This window comes from Pelagibacterium limicola (genome assembly GCF_015694405.1).
In the GTDB taxonomy this organism is placed as follows: domain Bacteria; phylum Pseudomonadota; class Alphaproteobacteria; order Rhizobiales; family Devosiaceae; genus Pelagibacterium; species Pelagibacterium limicola.
Genome location: NZ_JADQDB010000001.1, coordinates 336369 through 353737 on the forward strand (window position 1 = coordinate 336369; position 17369 = coordinate 353737).

A 17369-nucleotide genomic window follows, 5' to 3' on the forward strand; every position below is an offset into this window, starting at 1 on the left:
TACGAGGACCTTATGGGTTTCAAATGCGGTATTGTCGGCCTGCCCAATGTCGGCAAATCGACGCTCTTTAACGCCCTGACGCAGACAGCGGCCGCGCAAGCGGCGAATTTCCCGTTCTGCACCATCGAACCCAATGTCGGCGAGGTATCGGTTCCCGACGCCCGGCTCGACAAGCTGGTCGAGATCGGCAAGTCGCAGAGCAGAATCCCTGCCCGACTGTCCTTCGTCGACATTGCAGGATTGGTGAAAGGCGCATCCAAGGGCGAAGGGCTGGGCAACCAGTTCCTCGCCAATATCCGCGAATGCGACGCCATCGCCTATGTGCTACGGTGCTTCGAGAACGACGACATCGTGCATGTTGCGGGCCGGGTCGATCCGATAGCCGATGCCGAAGTGGTCGAAACCGAACTGATGCTCGCCGACCTCGAAAGCCTCGAAAAGCGCATTCCGGGCCTGGAAAAGAAAATCCGTAGCAACGACAAGGACGCCAAAGTCGCCCTCGAACTCGTCCAGCGCGCCAAGGTACTGCTCGAAGACGGCAAGCCCGCGCGACATGTCGAGCGGTCGCCAGAAGAGGAAAAACCGTTCAAGGAACTCCAACTCCTGACGGCAAAGCCTGTGCTCTATGTCTGCAATGTCGACGAGAGCGCCGCCGCAACCGGAAACGAGCACACCAAAAAGGTCGAGGACTACGCCAAGACGCAGGACGCGCGCGTGGTGATCATCTGTGCCGAGATCGAAGCCGAACTGGCCGGGCTCGATGAATCGGACCGCAAGGATTACCTCGCCTCGCTCGGCCTCGAGGAACCCGGCCTCAACCGCCTGATCCGCGAGGGCTACAAGCTGTTGCGCCTCCAGACCTATTTCACGGTCGGCCCCAAGGAAGCCCGCGCCTGGACCATTCCCGTGGGCACCAAGGCCCCGCAGGCGGCCGGCGTCATCCATACCGATTTCGAGCGCGGTTTCATCCGTGCGCAAACCATCGCCTATGACGATTTCATCGCTCTGGGTGGCGAAGTCGCCGCAAAGGAAGCGGGCAAGGCGCGCGATGAGGGCAAGGAATACGTCGTCAAGGATGGCGACGTGATGCTCTTCAAGTTCAACACCTGAAGCCGGACAAGAAAAAAGGCGGAGATCGAAATCTCCGCCTTTTCGTTTATTCCGCCGGCGACGGCTCCGCCGCAAGCACATCGGGATCGCTGGTGCGGCGGATGAAGAATGCCGCCATGACCGCGAACAGCGAAAGAATCGCGGCGGCAAGGAAGGCCAGTTGCAGCCCGCCGGAAAGCGCCTGAGTCTGGTCGGCGCCCGCCCCCAGAAGTGTCTCGGTCCGCAACGTCATCAGCGAGACGAACAGGGCAATGCCCGCCGCGCCGGAAACCTGCTGGACGGTCCCCAGCATGGCGCTGCCATGCGAATAAAGCCGCGATGGCAGAGCCCCAAGGCCGGCGCTGAACAGCGGGGTAAACAGCAGCGCCAGCCCAAGGCTGAGCGCCAGATGCCCCGCCAGCACATAGGGCACCGGTGTGTGGGGCCCGACCTGGGTCAAAGACCACATCACGAGGCTAACGAGAATTGAGCCGGGAATGACCAGCGGCGCCGGGCCCACCTTGTCGTACCAGCGTCCGACAAACGGCGCCATCAGACCCATCAGGAGACCGCCGGGGAACAACAGGAGCCCGGTCTGCAGCGTATCGAGACCCAGGACGTTCTGCGTATAGATCGGCAACAGGATAATCATGCCAAACAGGGCCATCATGTTGATCGCCATCATCCACAGCGCGATCGAGTAGGTTTTGAACTCGAACGTCCTGAGGTCGAGCAAGGCGCCGTCCTTGCGTTGCAGGATCACCTGACGCCAGATGAACAGTGCCAGTCCGGCCCCGCCGATAACCAACGGCACCCAGAGCGGCAGGATCAATTCGCCATGCCCGGCTTCCCCTATGGTCGAAAGACCGTACACCAGCCCACCGAACCCGAGCGCCGAAAGCACCACCGAAAGGATATCGAGCGGTGCATAGCGCGGGGTCGTGACGTTCTGCATCAGCCGCCAGCCCAGCGCCAGCGCACCGAGCGAGATCGGCAGGATGAGCCAGAACAGCCAGCGCCAGTCGAGATAGTTGAGGATGAGGCCGGAGATCGTAGGGCCAAGCGCGGGCGCAACCGAGATAACGATGGAGATATTGCCCATCGTGCGCCCTCGTCGCGCGGGCGGCACAAGCGTCATCACCGTCGTCATCAGGAGCGGCATCATGATCGCCGTACCGGCAGCCTGCACCACGCGCCCGAAAATCAGCATTTCGAGCCCGGGCGCCAGCGCACAGAGGAGCGTACCGGCGCTGAACAGCACCATCGCCAGCATGAACAGCGGCCGCGAATTGAAGCGCTGGATCAGAAAGCCCGTGATCGGGATAACGATAGCCATCGTCAAAAGAAACGCCGTGGTCAGCCACTGCGCGGCACTCGCCGTGACACCGAGCGAATCCATCAGGCGCGGCAATGCCACGCCCATGATGGTCTCGTTGAGAATGACAACGAAGGTCGAAACCAGAAGGACGGCGATGACGACCCAGTTGCGGCGCGCCGTGGCTGCATCGATTTCGGTTCCGGCCGGGTCGTGTGAGGCGTGTTGGGGATCTGACATAAGGGTCACCTCTCTCACGGCCGGGCTCAAATCATACATCCGCTCTGGCCGAAAGCGAGCGGGGCGTGGCACGTAAGCTCAAACTTGAACTGCGTCAACCCGTCGCCCCCGATTTTGTGTCTCGCTCATGCGAGCGTGGCACAAAAGGCACATGGGTGTTCGTACCCTCGTTACGACGTATATGCGTAGCCGATTGTGACACCGGCACGCGCTTTTTTTTGCGAACAGGGCAACCCTCCTGGTTCCATGCCCGGTTGTGATCGGCGCGAAAATGGCTTAGTCAAATTTGCCCAACCTTCGAGGGCGATCCAACTCATGGATGTAAATCTCGTTTTCCCGCCCCTGGGCCATATTCTCGGGCGCTATATCACGACGTCCCGCCTGACGCTGGCCATCGTGATGGTGACAACGCTCGCCGGAGCCGTGACGGCCATCGGCGCACCCTATCTTTTTTCGGTCCTGATCGACCGGATCGATGCAGACGCGGCGATGAGCGGTCTGGTCTGGGCGTTCGTCGCCTATGCGGGGCTCATGGGCCTTTCCCTCACCCTGCAACGCGCCGCGGCATTCCTTACCTTCATGAGCGCGGAGAGCTTGAGCTTCATCATCTCCACGTCGTTTTTCGAGCGGCTGATCGAAAAGGATGCGAGCTTTTTCCTCGATCACAATCCTACCGAAATCGAAAGCGCAAAGGAGAAAGGCGATGGCGCGCTCAACGTCCTGGTTCAGTTCGGGCTGAATGCGTTGCTGCCGGGCGGGGCACAGGTTGCGCTGAGCATTGCCGTGCTGGGCACGATGTTGAGCCTCGACATCGCCTCGATCGTGCTCGGCTACGGCGCGGTCTATATCACCCTTGTCTATTTCTCCGCGAAAATTACCCGCCGCCACCTCGACGCTGCGGTCGAGCAATCCCAGAACAGCGCGAGATTCGTCGGCAACGCCATTGGCGCCATGGACACCCTGCGCCAGTTCAATTCGGAAAACTGGATGATCGGCCAGTTCCGGCACCGGCAGGCGCTGGCGCTGGCCGGCTGGAAACGCTACGCGCTCGCCCATACCCGCTTCGCGCTGGCTTTTGGCTTGGCGCTCGGTGCGCAACTGGCGCTGACATTCTGGTTGCTGGTGCCGCGCGTGGCGGCGGGCGAACTGACCATTGGCGCGCTTGTCCTGTTCAACACCCTGCTTCTCCAACTCAACGTGCCCTTCCAGATGGTCGGGCAGGCCCTGCAGCAGGCGGCCCAATCCTATTCCCGATTCCTGCCCTTCGCGCGGATGTGGAACGCGCCGGCTCATGCCGCGCCGGACAATCCGGCACCGCTCGTCCTACAAAATGGCGAGGTGCGTTTCGATGGCGTCGGCTTCAGATACGCCAATGGGCGCGGGGTCGAGGCAATAAGCTTCACCGCCAGCCGGGGCACCGTGACTTACGTCACGGGCGACACCGGAGCGGGCAAATCGACCCTCTTCAAGCTACTGCTCAAGGCCATTGCGCCCGAAAGCGGTGCGATCACCATCGACGGGACCGATCTCAACGCGATCTCGCGAAGGGAGTGGTTTCTGGCCGTGGCGGCGGTGCCGCAGGAAATCGTGTTGCTCAACGATACGATCGCCACCAACATCGCGCTCGGACGCCCCCAGGACGAGGACCGCATGCGCCGCGCCGCCGCCCGCGCGGCAATTCTCGATTTCATCGACGGACTCGACGATGGGTTCGATACCGTGGTGGGAGAACGCGGCCTCAAGCTTTCCGGAGGGGAGCGCCAACGCATAGCGATCGCCCGGGCTCTTTACGACGATCCGGCAATCCTCCTGCTGGACGAGGCGAGTTCGGCCCTCGATGAGGAGACCGAAAAAGACATCATGGGCGGCCTGCGCGCGATCTGTGGCCAGATCACCATCATCGCCATCACCCATCGGCTCTCGGTCATCGGACCGGATGACAATGTCGTCCGGATCGAACCCGGCGCCGGATAAAGCCAGGTCAAAACCGGGTTGCCAGCCCTTGCGCGTTGAGGCACATTCAAGTTGACGTTAAGGACAATAGAATGCCCAATCCGATAACAGAGAACCGGCGGCACTTCGAGGACCTGACGGTCGGCGAAGCCTTCGCGCTCGGACCGGTTAAGGTCAGCAAAACCGACATCGTCGCTTTCGCATCCGAGTTCGATCCTTTCCCGTTTCACCTCGATGAAAAAGCAGCGAAGAAAAGCCTGCTCGGCGGGCTGGCCGCGAGCGGCTGGCAGACGGGGGCACTGTCGCTCAAGATGCTCGTCGACGCCCTGCTCTCGAAAATCGCCTCGATGGGCGGACTGGGCTTCACCGATCTCAAGTGGAAGCGCCCCCTGATGAAGGGCGACACGCTTTCGGGCACCGCGACCATCACCTCGTTGAGACGATCGAAAAGCCATGCCGACATGGGCATCCTCACCATCGCCTTCGACATGCGCAACCAGAAGGGCGAGCAGGTGATGACGCTCAACCTCGCCAATCTCGTGGAAGTGCGCGACCCCTCCGCACCCCTCGACGCGGAGGCCCCGCAATGACGCGCTGGTTCGAGGAAATCATTGTCGATCAACCCTTTCCGCTGGGCAGCCACACCTTTACCCAGGAGGAAATCATCCGCTTCGGCAAACGCTACGACCCGCAATATTTCCACGTCGACCCAGAGGCGGCCAGGCACTCCCATTTCGGCGGATTGGTCGCTTCGGGCTGGCACACGGTGAGCGTGGGGCACCGCAAGATGGTGGACCGATTGTCCGAGGAAGAGGACGTGGTGCGCGCCGAAGGGGGAACGCCCGGCGTTTCCGGCCCCTCCCCCGGCGTCAACCGCATGGACTTTCACGCGCCGGTAAGACCCGGCGACACCGTACGCTATACGCTTACCGTTACCGGCAAGCGCGTCTCGAACTCGCTGCCGGGCTGGGGCTTGCTGTTCAACTTGATCGAGGCCCACAACCATCGCGACGAACTGGTCTACAGTGCCGACCTCGTGGGCTTTTCCAAGCTCCGCGACTACAGGATGCCGATGCGCCTGAAAATGCTGATGGCGCTCAGCCGCGTGCGTGTGGTCGGCAGGCTGCTGGGCAGGTAAACCACGCCCTGGCCGCCGCTTTGCAACCGGCCTGCTTTGGAGCAGAATAAGCGCGTTTGGAGGGTCGTCATGAAATATGCCCGGTCCATGTCGCTTCTGCTGGCGGGATTGCTCGTCTCGTCGCAGGCCCATGCCAATGGCTCCGTCGCCAGCTTTGCGGGCGGCGTAGAGTTCAGGCAGAGTACGGATATCGCCATCGCGCGCCAAGACCTCTACCTCAGTCCCGGCGAGGTGCGGGTCGACTATGTGTTCGTCTCGCGCGCGGAGGACGAACAGACCGTCACGATCGGCTTCCCGCTGCCGCGCATACCAGCGACGCCGGCTGTTCCCGATGCGGCGCAACTCGTCGAGGGAAGTGGCGGCGACCTCCGCAATTATGTCGGCTTCGGCGTTGCGGTGAACGGGCGCCCGCTCATCCCGGTGCTGCACGAATTCGCCTGGCTGGACGAAAAGAACGTGACCGCAGAAATCGAGGCGGCGGGCCTGCCTCTGCTGGTGGGTGTCGAGCATTGGGAGGCAACGCAGGCGCTCGATCCCGAAACGACCGAGGCCCTTGCCGCATCGAGATTGCTGTGGGTCTACGACTCGGGCGAACGGGAGCCGGCCTGGGATTACCAGGCAGTCTATGAATGGCAGCAGACCTTCCCGCCGGGTGAAACGGCGGTCTCCATTCACTACCGGCCGCTCCTTGGCTGGCGGGCCGACTATGGCAAATCGTTCTATCTTGAGGGCGAATACGCCAAGAGCGCCTGCGTCGACGATCGGTTGCGGAACGAGATCGAAGCCGACGGCGACTACAGCGAGGTTGCCGAACTCGACTATATCGCGACCACGGCCAGGAACTGGGCCGGACCGATCGGCGAGTTCAACCTGACTGTCGGCACGACCACGCCCCGTGAATGGATGCCGGCCGCGATCCACGTTGCCGTGTGCCCGGCCGATGCATCAACGGACGAGCAGGGCTATCGGCATTGGAGCGCAACCGATTTCGTCCCCGAAAAGGATATCCGGGTTTTCTTTTATTTCGGCCACTGAAAACCGGTGCAGCGCACCCAAGTTGACAGGACGATATTCCTGTGCTTTTATGCCGACGTTCAACTCCATATGAGGTCCCGACTCCGATGATCTGATACCGAAACGCGACAGCGCAAGGGCACCGGCACGGCATACGCCGTGGTGGGCATGTGCAATGGCGTGAAGGGTATTGGATCGGTTGCGAGTCCCTGATGGAGTGCCGGGTTTCCTCTAAAACCCGGATTTGGCTGCAAGCCTCCTGGGCTTGAGGCGCAAACTCCCAAATGACTTCAGGTTCAATTCGCTGATTTTCCAAGGATAATCGGCGGCCTCTTCTGCTCCCCCCTGCCCCTTCCGGCGCTGCCCCTGCATCCAGGGTCCAGTTCGCCCTTTGCGCTGCGCGCCGTCCTTCCCTCATTCAATCGTCCGCCAGCTCCTCCTGCCTTTCAACGCAGGCGAAGAATGACTGGCCAGTCAATCCGTTACCTCTCGCCTTCGCGCCCCGCGCGGCGGAACGGCGAAGCTATGCACGATAGGACGAAATACCTATCGATAAAGGAGGACCCATGAAAGGCAAGATGTACCGTCTCACAGGCACCGGGCTGTTCGGGAAAAAATCGGCGGGCCGGTTCGGCAGCAACGATATCCCGCCCCCCAAACGCGGCGGCAAGCTCCCGAGCGTGCCCAAGGCAAAGGTCCCCGCAGGGTCAGGTATCGAACGCCTGCCCAAGCCTTCAAAACCCTGAATATCCGCCGGCGCGGTGGCATTCCCCGCTCCGTGCCGGCTTTATTCGGCAGCGACGCCGCGCTTTTCCCAGACCTTGCCGATGCGCGGCATGTTGACCTCGATCCAGTCCGCCAGTCCCCGAACCTGCTCAGCCACCTCCTGCCCCATGGGGGTGAGACTGTATTCCACATGCGGCGGCACGACGGGATGGGATACCCGCAGAACAAACCCGTCATCCTCGAGCCATTGCAGCGTCTGGGCCAGCATCCGCTCGCTGACCCCGCCGATTTTCCGGCGCAACGCGCTGAACCGGTGGGTGCCAGTCAGAAGGGCGATGAGCACAAGCACACCCCAGCGGCTGGTGACGTGCTTGAGCACTTCGCGCGAGGGGCAAGCCTCGGCAAAGAGGTGCCCGCGCTCCAATGCCTCGGACAGCGGAAGCGGGGTGTCGCGTTCGTTTGCGGCCATTTTGCACTTACCTTTATGTGCGTACTTACGAAAAGTAATTGGCGACTGTATACCGGGTTTGAACAGCGACAACAAGGAGTACAGTTCATGATCGCAGTCACCGGTGCAACAGGTCAGCTCGGCCGTCTCGTTATCGAAGCGCTCAAGAAGAAGGGCGTGCTGCCCGTCGCCCTCGTGCGCGATCCCGCCAAGGCCGCCGATCTCGGCGTCGAAACCCGCCTCTTCGATTACGACAAACCCGAAACCCTCGCCCCTGCTTTTGAAGGGGTCGATAGGCTTCTTCTGATTTCAGCCAGCGAAGTCGGCAAGCGCGTGGCCCAGCATATCGCCGTCATCGAGGCCGCCAGGGCCGCTGGAGTCAGGTTCATCGCCTACACCAGCCTTCTGCGCGCCGACACCTCGGAAATCCCCCTTGCCGGCGAACATCGTCCCACCGAAGAAGCCATCAAGGCTTCGGGCCTTCCCTACGCCTTCCTGCGCAACGGCTGGTACACGGAGAACTATACCGGCGCCATCGGCGGCGCACTGGCGGGCGGCGCGGTGATCGGCTCGGCAGGTGAAGGCCAGCTCAGCCTGGCGACCCGCGCCGACTATGCGGAAGCCGCGGCGGCCGTCATTGCCGGCGAAGGCCATGAAGGCAAGATTTATGAGCTGGGCGGCGACGATGCGGTAACGCTGGGCGATCTCGCCGGGGAAATTTCGCGCCAGACGGGCAAGTCCATTCCCTACAACAATCTCCCTGTCGCCGATTACGCAGCCATTCTCCAGCAGTTCGGTCTGCCTGAGGCCTATGCCACGATGATTGCGGCTTCGGATGATGCCGCGTCGCGTGGTGCGCTTTTTGAGGACAGCAAGACGCTCAGCCGCCTGATCGGCCGTCCCACCACGCCGCTCTCCAAGGCCGTCGCCGACGCGCTTTCCGCGCTGAACTAGAACCGGAGGGATAACGACATGCTGAAACCCATTGCACTTGCGGCGCTCATTGCCGTCCCGCTGGTAGGCCCGGCAGCCGCCGCCGATTGCGTCGGCGCAGGCTTGATCGGGACCGATTACAACAAGGCCATTGTCACAGCCTTCTACGAGACCGCAGTCAACGCCAAGGACCCCGCAGGCGCCGTTGCCTGCTATGTCGGGGATTATTACACCCAGCATAATCCGATGGCCCCGGATGGCCCGGAAGCCTTCATAGCGGCATTCGAGGGCTGGACCGCCGCCGCGCCGGAAATCCACCTCGACATCAAGCGCGTCATCGCGGAAGGGGACCTGGTTGTCACCCACGCCCATCTGCGCCAGAGCCCCGACGATCGGGGCATGGCCGTAATGGACATCTTCCGGATTGAAAACGGCAAGATCGTCGAGCATTGGGACGTCGTGCAGCCGGTCCCCGAAGACGCAGCAAACGACAACACCATGTTCTAGCCGACGGCTGGCCCTGGGGACGGAGGGCGTTCGGCGCCCTCCGTCTAACACCCCGGACCAGACCTGGTAACCTGAAATATCCCACTCGGGGATCGGAACGTGCCTATCGCTGCCCAGGGATGGCCTCGCGGCTCCCTCGCTCGCCAGTTGGCGACGTGCTAATGTTCTCCGATGCCAGCGCCCGATCACTACAGTTTCCGCAAAGTGACGTTGGACGATCTCCCCTTGCTTGCAGCATGGCAATCGAACGCGCACGTATGCGAATGGTGGGGGCCCTCTGAGCCTTTCGATACAGCTGCCTTGGCTGACCCCCGGGTAGCGCGCTGGATTGTCTCTAGGGACGGACGTCCCTTTGCGTTCATGCAGGACTATACCGTCGACGGCTGGGGAGATCACCATTTTGCCCGACTTCCCGAGGGATCGCGGGGAATCGATCAATACATCGGAGACCCCGGAATGATCGGTGCGGGACATGGATCGGCATTCATTGGAGCGAGAATGAGAGCCCTCTTCAATGAGGGTGCACCCGTTATCGGCACCGACCCCCACCCGGCCAATGAACGGGCGATCGCTGTCTACAGGAAACTGGGCTTCGAACCGTCAGGCCCCCCTCGAGACACACGGTGGGGCCTGATACTGCCAATGCTGGCGAAGCAGTAACCGGTATTTGTAGTTTTCGTCGACTTCTGGGTCATTGGCGACATTACCGTACCTGACCGCTCCGTGGCCGAAACGAGGCGTATCGGTTGTGACGCGGCCTAGTGTCCTTCAAAGGCAATGAGCGCAGTGACTGCCACGCCCATCGCCTCGAGTTTGGCTGCGCCGCCGATATCGGGAAGATCGATGACGAAACCGGCGTGCTCAACCCGCGCCCCGGTGCGCCGCAACAGCGAGATTGCCGCCACCGCCGTTCCGCCGGTCGCGATCAGGTCGTCGATAAGCAGCACATTGTCTCCCTCGCCGACGGCATCGGCGTGAATCTCGATGGTATCGACGCCGTATTCGAGCGCGTAGTTCTGGCCGATGGTCTCGCCAGGCAATTTTCCGGCCTTCCGTACCGGAACAAACCCCACGCCCAGCGCGATTGCCACGCCCGCCCCGAAGATGAAGCCTCGCGCCTCGATCCCTGCGACCTTGGTGACGCCCTTGCCGCGATGCGCCTCGGCCAGCCGCTCCACGCTCTCGCGGAAACCCGCCGAATCCTCGATCAGGGAGGTGATGTCGCGAAAGATTATGCCCGCCTTTGGATAATCGGGGATCGAACGGACAAGGGCTTTGAGATCGAGGGACATGACGGCTCCGGTTCTGTCGCGAACGGCGGCGATCCAATCATGATTCAGTGCAGGTGAAAAGCGCGGCGCGCCCGCTTCAAGACGTTCTGTTGCGAGACATCAGCCGGGCCGCCAGCACCCCGGCATTATAGGCCGCGCGTCGGGTGGTTTCGACAGCTTTCGCCTTCTGGCCGTCCGAGAGGAGGTTGGGCGCCGCCTTGATGGCAGCGCGTACGGCCGGGTTGCGGCTCGCGGCGATCGCAACGACGAGAACGGTTTTGGCGATTGTGACGGCTGACACCTTTCTCTCCCTCTCGCGGTGTTCACTCAAGGATGGTGTCAAATCGTGGCAGGTGCAAGTCCGAACAAAAAAAATGGGCCCTGGTGGGGCCCATTTTCGCATTAGTGCGCGTCGCGCCAGAGCCTGCGCTTGACCATATACATGAGCCCGGCCAGCACGATGAGGAAAAGGATGACCCTGAAGCCCATCTGCTTGCGCGAAACCATGTGCGGATCCGCGGTCCACTGCAGGAAGGCAGCAAGGTCGAGCGCGTATTGATGCACCGTTTCCGGCGTGCCCTCACCCTCATAGGACACGATGCCATCTGCGAGCGGAGGCCCCATGGCGATGACGCCATAGAACTCGTTGTAGTACTGCCCAGGCTGGAGTTCGACGTGCGCCGGCGCTTCGTGATAGCGCGTCAGCAGATTGTAGATATAGTCGGCGCCGCCTTCCTGGTAGGCGGTGAAGTAGTTGAAAACCCACCAGGGAAATTCCTGGTGAATGGTCCGCGCCTTTGCCATCAGCGAAAGATCGGGCGGCAGGGCGCCGCCATTGGCGTCGCGCGCGATCTGCTCGTTGGGGAACGGATTGGGCCAGCGGTCCGCAGGCACGCCTTCACGCTCCCCGCCCTCGGCAGCCTCATCGACGATCGTGAACTGGGCTGCCAGTTCCCGCACCGCATCTTCCGAATATTGCGGCCCGCCGGGCTCGGAAAGATTGCGGAAAGCGATGAAATCCAATCCGTGGCAGCTCGAGCAGATTTCCTTGTACACCTGGAAACCGCGGCGAAGCTGATTGCGGTCATAGGTGCCGAACGGGCCCGAGAACGACCAGCTCTGCTGGTAAGCATGCACGGCTTCACCGGCGGCATTGGCCGGAGCGGCCGGCAGCGCAAGCCCGATCACCAGCAGAACCGCGCCGAGGAATGTCTTGTTCTTCATCATTATCATTTCCCCTCGTGCGCTCACGCCTGAGCCTTGTTCTCGCCAAGGACGCTTTCCGAAATGCTGGCCGGAAGCGGCGCAGGCGTTTCGATGCGACCGAGGACCGGCAGGATAATCAGGAAGTAGGCGAAGTAGTAGGCCGTCGAAATCTTGGCAAGCAGCACGTAGATGCCCTCGGCAGGCTGCGCCCCGAGATACATCAGCACGATGAAGTTCACAAAGAACAGCCAGTAGAAGGGCTTGAACAGCGGACGGAACGTACCCGAGCGGACCTTCGACCGGTCGAGCCACGGCAGCGCGAAGAGGATCAGCAGCGAGCCGAACATCACGATGACGCCGCCGAGCTTGGAGTCGATGAACAGCACGTTGAAATCGATCGCGCGCAGCATGGTGTAGAAGGGCAGCAGGTACCACTCAGGCACGATGTGCGCCGGCGTCACCAGCGGGTTGCCCGGAATGTAGTTGTCGGGGTGTCCGAGGATATCGGGCGCAAAGAACACGAACCAGGCGAACGGGATCAGGAAGACGATGATCGCGTAAAGGTCCTTCATCGTGAAGTAGGGATGGAACGGCAGCGTATCGCGGCTGCTCTTCACTTCGACGCCCGAGGGATTGTTGTTTCCCGGAACGTGCAGGGCCCAGATATGCAGCACGACGACCGCCGCGATGATGAACGGGATCAGGTAGTGCAGCGAAAAGAAGCGGTTGAGCGTGGGATTAGCCACCGAGAACCCGCCTAGAAGCAGGGTCTGGATCGGCTCGCCGACGATCGGGATGGCCGAGAAGATGCCGGTGATAACCGTCGCACCCCAAAGGCTCATCTGGCCCCAGGGCAGAACGTAGCCCATGAACGCCGTCGCCATCATCAGGATGAAAAGAATGACGCCGAGCATCCAGATGATCTCGCGCGGGGCCTTGTACGAGCCGTAGTAAAGGCCGCGGAAGATGTGAATGTAGACAGCGGCAAAGAACATCGAGGCGCCCACCGCGTGGGTGCCCTGGATGATGCGGCCATAATTGACGTCGCGGCGGATGTGCTCGACCGACGCGAAAGCGAGGTCGACATGCGGGGTATAGTGCATGACCAGGATAACCCCGGTCACGATCTGCACCACCAGCATGAAGGCAAGGATGCCGCCGAACGTCCACCAGTAGTTGAGATTCCGCGGGGTGGGAAAATCCATGAGGTGCTCTTTCGAGAACCTGATGATCGGAAGCCGGTCGTCGAGCCAGCGCTCGATGCCCGAACCCGGCACGTAATTGCCAGAATGATTAGCCATCTCGTCCGCCCCCGTTAGCCGATCTGTACGACAGTGTCGCTGATGAATTCATATGGCGGCACCACGAGGTTCGCCGGCGCGGGACCGCGGCGAATGCGGCCCGAGGTATCATAGTGCGACCCGTGACATGGGCAGAACCAGCCATCGAAATCGCCCGCCTCGCCCACCGGAACACACCCAAGGTGCGTACAGTTGGCGATCATGATCAGCCACTCATCGTGCCCCTCGACCACGCGATTCTCGTCGGGCTCGGGATCCTTGAGCTCGGCCATCGGCACGGCCCGTGCCGCCTCGATTTCCGCGGGGGTGCGGTGTCGCACGAAAACGGGCAGACCGCGCCACATGATGGTCACCGACGACCCTTCCGCAACGGGCGCCACGTCGAACCGGATGGACGCCAGCGCGAGCACTGAGGCATCGGGGTTCAACTGATCGATGAGGGGCCAAGCCACACCGGCAACGCCGACCGCCCCCACTGCTCCTGTCGCGACGTATAGAAAATCGCGTCTCGTCGCTTTTGTTTCGCTCGCTGTCGCCAAAGCTCTTGATCCCCGTAAGGCCTGAACACAATTCTTGATACCGCCAATCGCGGGCACCTGCAGGACGCAGGCATACACGATTCGGCCCCGTCACCCGGGGCGGCGCGGATTTTTGGGTTCTTTTTGCACCATCAACGGCTCTTGTCCAGCCTTGCAGACGGTGACTTCGATGATCTGCGACACTATACCCACCCCGATCCGCCACACCTCCGCCAAGGTTTCACCCATGCGCGTCGCTCTCGCACTCTACCAGCCCGATATCGCCCAGAATACGGGCACTTTGCTCAGGCTTGGCGCGTGCCTCGATGTCGATGTCCACATAATCCATCCGGCCGGGTTCCCGTTTTCCCGCGCCAGCCTCAAGCGCTCCGGGCTCGACTATCTCGACCACGTGACGCTTCTCGAGCACACAGGGTTTGCCGCTTTTCGCGATTGGCTCGAACAATCCCGACGCCGGCTCGTGCTGCTGACGACGAAAACCGACCAAACGGTCTATGAGACACGCTTCGAGGCGCGGGACGTACTCATGCTGGGGCGGGAAAGCGCCGGAGTGCCGCGGGAGGTCGCCGATCTGGCCGATCTCCGCGTTCGAATTCCCATGCGACAACAGGTGCGTTCGCTCAATGTCGCCATCGCAGGCGCCATCGTGCTAGGGGAAGCCCTGCGCCAGACCGGAAATTTTGGGAGTCTCTCATGACCCTTCCCCACGATATCGAAGCCAAGAAGGCAAGCGCCAGCGCGTGGTTCCGGCAGGTGCGAGACGATCTCTGCGCTGCACTCGAAGCACTCGAGATTGAACTGACCGGCCCTTTTTCGGATCGCGAACCGGGACGTTTCGAGCGCGAAGCCTGGACGCGCAAGGACGCCACCGGAGCCGAAGGCGGCGGAGGCGAGATGTCGATCATCCGCGGCCGGGTGTTCGAGAAGATGGGAGTCCATATCTCGACCGTCTATGGGCAATTCTCCCCCGAATTCGCCAAGCAGATTCCCGGAACGGAAAACGATCCCGCTTTCTGGGCCTCGGGCATCTCGGTGATCGGCCATCCCTGGAACCCCAACGTGCCTGCCGTCCATATGAACACGCGCATGGTGGTGACGAGCAAATGGTGGTTCGGAGGCGGAGCGGACCTCACGCCAGTCCTCGACGCGCGGCGCACGCAGACCGATCCCGACAGCATCGACTTTCATGCCGCCATGCAAAAGGCCTGCGCGCCACACGCTGCGGTCGACTACCCACGGTACAAGGACTGGTGCGACGAATACTTCTACCTGCCCCATCGCGCCGAGCCGCGGGGCATCGGCGGAATATTCTATGACCGTCACAATACCGGCGACTGGGACTCCGATTTCGCGTTCACCCAGGACGTGGGCCGCGCCTTCATCGAGATCTATCCTGCGCTGGTGCGCCGCAATTTCAACGAAGGCTGGACTGACGCGCAGCGAGAAGAACAACTCATCCAGCGCGGGCGGTATGTCGAATTCAACCTGCTGTACGACCGCGGAACGACATTCGGGCTCAAGACCGGCGGCAACGTCAATTCGATCCTGTCTTCCATGCCTCCCGAGGTGCGCTGGCCCTGATTGCCGCGCCCGACCGGAACCCGGACCCTTTTCCGCCCGTTTTATGGTACACTCTCTTCCCGCAACCAGAAAAGACGGAGGAAAGACCATGAAACGCTTTGACGGCGGATCGTTGATCCCCGGGGCAACCTGGCACGCAACTGCGGAAACCGAAGCCGAAGTCGTCCGCAAGGCGGTCGAGAGGCTGCGTTCCGAACATGGGGAGACCGAAATCCGCCCCGATATGGTCGAGCGCATAAAGGAACGCATCTTCGACGTCCAGACGCGCCACTAATCCTAGCCTTATGGCAGGCGTATGCGATCAAGCAGCGCCTGCCGCGACAGCGCGAACTCCGACTCGATCCATTCATGTTCGAGCCGGCGAAGCTCTTGTCCCAGCATTTCGCCCTTGGGGACGCCCGCAGCAAGGAGATCCCGCCCGTTGAGCGGAAATTCTCCAGGGTCGTAGCCAAGGAGTTCCGCTTGGACTGCTTCCATCCTTGGCTTCGGCCAATCCTCGACCGCGCCGGCAACTGCAACCGCCTCGAGCTTGATTTCCGGGAAGCGATAGGCCAATGCGGTGAACCGCTTTTCCCCAGCCAGCTCGGCACCGGCAGACAGTGATTCGATCCCCCGGCGCAACGCATTGGAAAGCCGCCACCGCTTTTGCAGCAAACCGGCCGAACCTCCCCTCACCGCCATCACGGCCATCCGAACGACTGCCGCCGGCTCGAGCGGATAAGCCTCCAGCCTCGCCAACACGGGCAACGCTGCGACGGGCAGCACATCCTCGTCCAGCACGGCCAGCGCCGCCATCTTTTCCAGCGTCGCTGTGCACCGCGGCGCGTTGAGCAGTTTGAGCATTTCCGCCCCGATCCGCTCCGCCGAAAGCTGGTGCAATGAGCGAGCCGCACGGCTGCACGCCTCAAGCGCCGTATCGTCGAACTGCTCTTCTCCGTGCGTCGCGCAGAAACGGAAATACCGATAGACCCGCAAGCGATCCTCTGCGATCCGCTCGTCGGCATCGCCGATAAAGCGCACCCGCCGCGCCAGGCAGTCGCCCAGCCCCTCGACCGGATCGTACAACTCGCCGTCCGGTCCCGCATAAAGTGCGTTCATCGTAAAGTCGCGCCGTGCGGCATCGGCGGTCCAGTCTGTACCGAAATCGACCCGGGCGTGGCGGCCGAACGTTTCGATATCCTTGCGCAGCGTGGTCACCTCCGCCACGACGCCCCCGGCAACCAGCGTCACCGTGCCATGGTCGATCCCTGTGGGATGGACGGCAAATCCTGCGCGTTCGCCCCGGACCATCACCTCTTGCGGCAAAAGCTCCGTGGCCATGTCGATATCGGTCATCGTCCGCTCGATCCCGAGCAGCGTATCGCGGACAAGCCCGCCCACGACGCGGGTTCGCCCGCCTGCACCATCGAGGACGATGAAGAATGGGGCGGCTTTCGCCAGCCACGCCGCCGACCGCAAACGCTCACGGGCTGCGGTGGTGCTCACAACGCCACCTCTCCCGTCAGCACGGAATCGCGGAACCGCCGCGTCAGGTTGGCCGTGATCCCCCAGATCATGTGGCCGTCATAATCGATCTGCCAGGAGGTGTGCTCCTTGCCCTGGTGCCGGATGCGGTAGGTCCCGTAGCTTTTGTCATCGATCAGGGTTTCGAGCGGAACCTCGAACACGCGGTCCACCTCCCGGGGATTGGGCATGAACGGACCTCGCGGATCCACCATTGCGACAACGGGGGTGATGAAATAATTGGTGCCGGTGAAGTAATACGGCATGAAGCCCAGTACCGACGCGTCGCGGGGGTCGAGCGCGACCTCTTCATTGGCCTCGCGCAGGGCAGCGTAGGCGGCATCCTGATCTTCGGGATCGATCCGCCCGCCCGGAAAGGCGACCTGGCCGGAATGGCGGCGCAAGGTCGTGGCCCGTTCGGTGTAGAGTACCGTATAGCCCTGGTCGCGCTTGACGAGTGCGATCAGCACCGCCGCTGGAACCGGAGGACCCTTGAAGGCGTCGGAAATCACGAAATCGGCTACGAGATCGTGAGCATCCGGCATCGGCTGGGGCATGTCCAGCAGCCGCTCCGGTATCTGCGCGATTGCCCTTTCCGACCGCAA

21 protein-coding genes are annotated in these 17369 nt (G+C 62.0%); 12 read left to right on the forward strand and 9 right to left on the reverse strand.

The annotated features are described in order from the left end of the window. Nucleotides 1-12: 12 nt before the first annotated feature. Complete coding sequence (ychF, locus tag I2G20_RS01680) at nt 13-1110, forward strand: redox-regulated ATPase YchF (RefSeq protein WP_196257936.1); 1098 nt, start codon at nt 13-15, stop codon at nt 1108-1110. A 46-nt stretch (nt 1111-1156) separates the two neighbouring features. On the opposite strand, the gene I2G20_RS01685 is transcribed toward ychF, so the two are convergent. After that, complete coding sequence (locus I2G20_RS01685) at nt 1157-2644, reverse strand: MDR family MFS transporter (RefSeq protein WP_196257937.1); 1488 nt, start codon at nt 2642-2644, stop codon at nt 1157-1159. Between the two features lie 315 nt (nt 2645-2959). Between I2G20_RS01685 and I2G20_RS01690 the strand changes: the two genes are divergently transcribed. The 5 genes from I2G20_RS01690 (at nt 2960) to I2G20_RS01710 (ending at nt 7495) form a co-directional block, all read left to right on the forward strand. Beyond that, complete coding sequence (locus tag I2G20_RS01690) at nt 2960-4618, forward strand: ABC transporter ATP-binding protein (RefSeq protein WP_196257938.1); 1659 nt, start codon at nt 2960-2962, stop codon at nt 4616-4618. Nucleotides 4619-4689: 71 nt separating this feature from the next. After that, nucleotides 4690-5187, forward strand: coding sequence for a MaoC family dehydratase (locus tag I2G20_RS01695; protein WP_196257939.1), 498 nt, complete (start codon nt 4690-4692; stop codon nt 5185-5187). After that, the gene (locus I2G20_RS01700) at nt 5184-5735 is read left to right on the forward strand and encodes a MaoC/PaaZ C-terminal domain-containing protein (protein WP_196257940.1); all 552 of its coding nucleotides are present in this window, start codon (nt 5184-5186) and stop codon (nt 5733-5735) included. Before I2G20_RS01695 ends, I2G20_RS01700 begins: the two co-directional genes overlap by 4 nt. Nucleotides 5736-5804: 69 nt before the next feature. Continuing rightward, a complete protein-coding gene (locus I2G20_RS01705; RefSeq protein WP_196257941.1) occupies nt 5805-6770 on the forward strand; it encodes a DUF4424 family protein in 966 nt (321 codons plus the stop codon). Between the two features lie 545 nt (nt 6771-7315). Continuing rightward, on the forward strand, nt 7316-7495 hold the full coding sequence (locus I2G20_RS01710) for a hypothetical protein (protein ID WP_196257942.1): 180 nt from the start codon (nt 7316-7318) through the stop codon (nt 7493-7495). 41 nt (nt 7496-7536) lie between these two features. Here the strand turns inward: I2G20_RS01710 and I2G20_RS01715 are convergent, their stop codons facing one another. Next, entirely contained in the window at nt 7537-7944 is a 408-nt protein-coding gene (locus tag I2G20_RS01715) for a winged helix-turn-helix transcriptional regulator (RefSeq protein WP_196257943.1), read from the reverse strand. An 87-nt stretch (nt 7945-8031) separates the two neighbouring features. Here I2G20_RS01715 and I2G20_RS01720 point away from each other — a divergent pair, with 87 nt between their 5' ends. From I2G20_RS01720 to I2G20_RS01730, 3 genes are all read left to right on the forward strand, one after another. Continuing rightward, nucleotides 8032-8877 carry an SDR family oxidoreductase gene (locus I2G20_RS01720; protein WP_196257944.1) on the forward strand — a complete coding sequence of 282 codons (846 nt, stop codon included), beginning with the start codon at nt 8032-8034 and terminating at the stop codon, nt 8875-8877. Nucleotides 8878-8895: 18 nt separating this feature from the next. Further along, the gene (locus tag I2G20_RS01725; RefSeq protein WP_207747497.1) at nt 8896-9363 is read left to right on the forward strand and encodes a nuclear transport factor 2 family protein; all 468 of its coding nucleotides are present in this window, start codon (nt 8896-8898) and stop codon (nt 9361-9363) included. A gap of 171 nt (nt 9364-9534) precedes the next feature. Continuing rightward, nucleotides 9535-10023, forward strand: a complete 489-nt coding sequence (locus I2G20_RS01730) for a GNAT family N-acetyltransferase (protein WP_196257945.1) — start codon at nt 9535-9537, stop codon at nt 10021-10023. Nucleotides 10024-10121: 98 nt separating this feature from the next. Here I2G20_RS01730 and apt read toward each other — a convergent pair whose 3' ends face one another. The 5 genes from apt to petA form a co-directional block, all read right to left on the reverse strand. After that, complete coding sequence (gene apt, locus I2G20_RS01735) at nt 10122-10655, reverse strand: adenine phosphoribosyltransferase (protein ID WP_196257946.1); 534 nt, start codon at nt 10653-10655, stop codon at nt 10122-10124. Nucleotides 10656-10731: 76 nt separating this feature from the next. Continuing rightward, entirely contained in the window at nt 10732-10935 is a 204-nt protein-coding gene (locus I2G20_RS01740) for a hypothetical protein (RefSeq protein ID WP_196257947.1), read from the reverse strand. A gap of 101 nt (nt 10936-11036) precedes the next feature. Continuing rightward, on the reverse strand, nt 11037-11858 hold the full coding sequence (locus I2G20_RS01745) for a cytochrome c1 (RefSeq protein ID WP_196258197.1): 822 nt from the start codon (nt 11856-11858) through the stop codon (nt 11037-11039). A gap of 23 nt (nt 11859-11881) precedes the next feature. Beyond that, nucleotides 11882-13141, reverse strand: a complete 1260-nt coding sequence (locus I2G20_RS01750; protein ID WP_196257948.1) for a cytochrome b — start codon at nt 13139-13141, stop codon at nt 11882-11884. 14 nt (nt 13142-13155) lie between these two features. Next, nucleotides 13156-13680 (reverse strand): ubiquinol-cytochrome c reductase iron-sulfur subunit, encoded by a 525-nt coding sequence (gene petA / locus I2G20_RS01755; protein ID WP_196257949.1) that lies wholly within the window; start codon nt 13678-13680, stop codon nt 13156-13158. 169 nt (nt 13681-13849) lie between these two features. Between petA and I2G20_RS01760 the strand changes: the two genes are divergently transcribed. The 3 genes from I2G20_RS01760 (at nt 13850) to I2G20_RS01770 (ending at nt 15535) form a co-directional block, all read left to right on the forward strand. Continuing rightward, entirely contained in the window at nt 13850-14377 is a 528-nt protein-coding gene (locus I2G20_RS01760; protein WP_343070289.1) for a tRNA (cytidine(34)-2'-O)-methyltransferase, read from the forward strand. Further along, nucleotides 14374-15261: an oxygen-dependent coproporphyrinogen oxidase gene (hemF, locus tag I2G20_RS01765; RefSeq protein WP_196257950.1), complete on the forward strand. Its 888-nt coding sequence runs from the start codon at nt 14374-14376 to the stop codon at nt 15259-15261. The genes I2G20_RS01760 and hemF overlap by 4 nt, the downstream gene beginning before the upstream one ends. Before the next feature lie 88 nt (nt 15262-15349). Beyond that, entirely contained in the window at nt 15350-15535 is a 186-nt protein-coding gene (locus tag I2G20_RS01770; RefSeq protein ID WP_196257951.1) for a DUF1059 domain-containing protein, read from the forward strand. 8 nt (nt 15536-15543) lie between these two features. Here I2G20_RS01770 and I2G20_RS01775 read toward each other — a convergent pair whose 3' ends face one another. Together I2G20_RS01775 and I2G20_RS01780 are read right to left on the reverse strand one after the other, a co-directional pair. After that, complete coding sequence (locus I2G20_RS01775; protein WP_196257952.1) at nt 15544-16746, reverse strand: tRNA nucleotidyltransferase/poly(A) polymerase-related protein; 1203 nt, start codon at nt 16744-16746, stop codon at nt 15544-15546. Next, on the reverse strand, nt 16743-17369 hold the full coding sequence (locus tag I2G20_RS01780; RefSeq protein WP_196257953.1) for a CoA pyrophosphatase: 627 nt from the start codon (nt 17367-17369) through the stop codon (nt 16743-16745). The genes I2G20_RS01775 and I2G20_RS01780 overlap by 4 nt, the downstream gene beginning before the upstream one ends.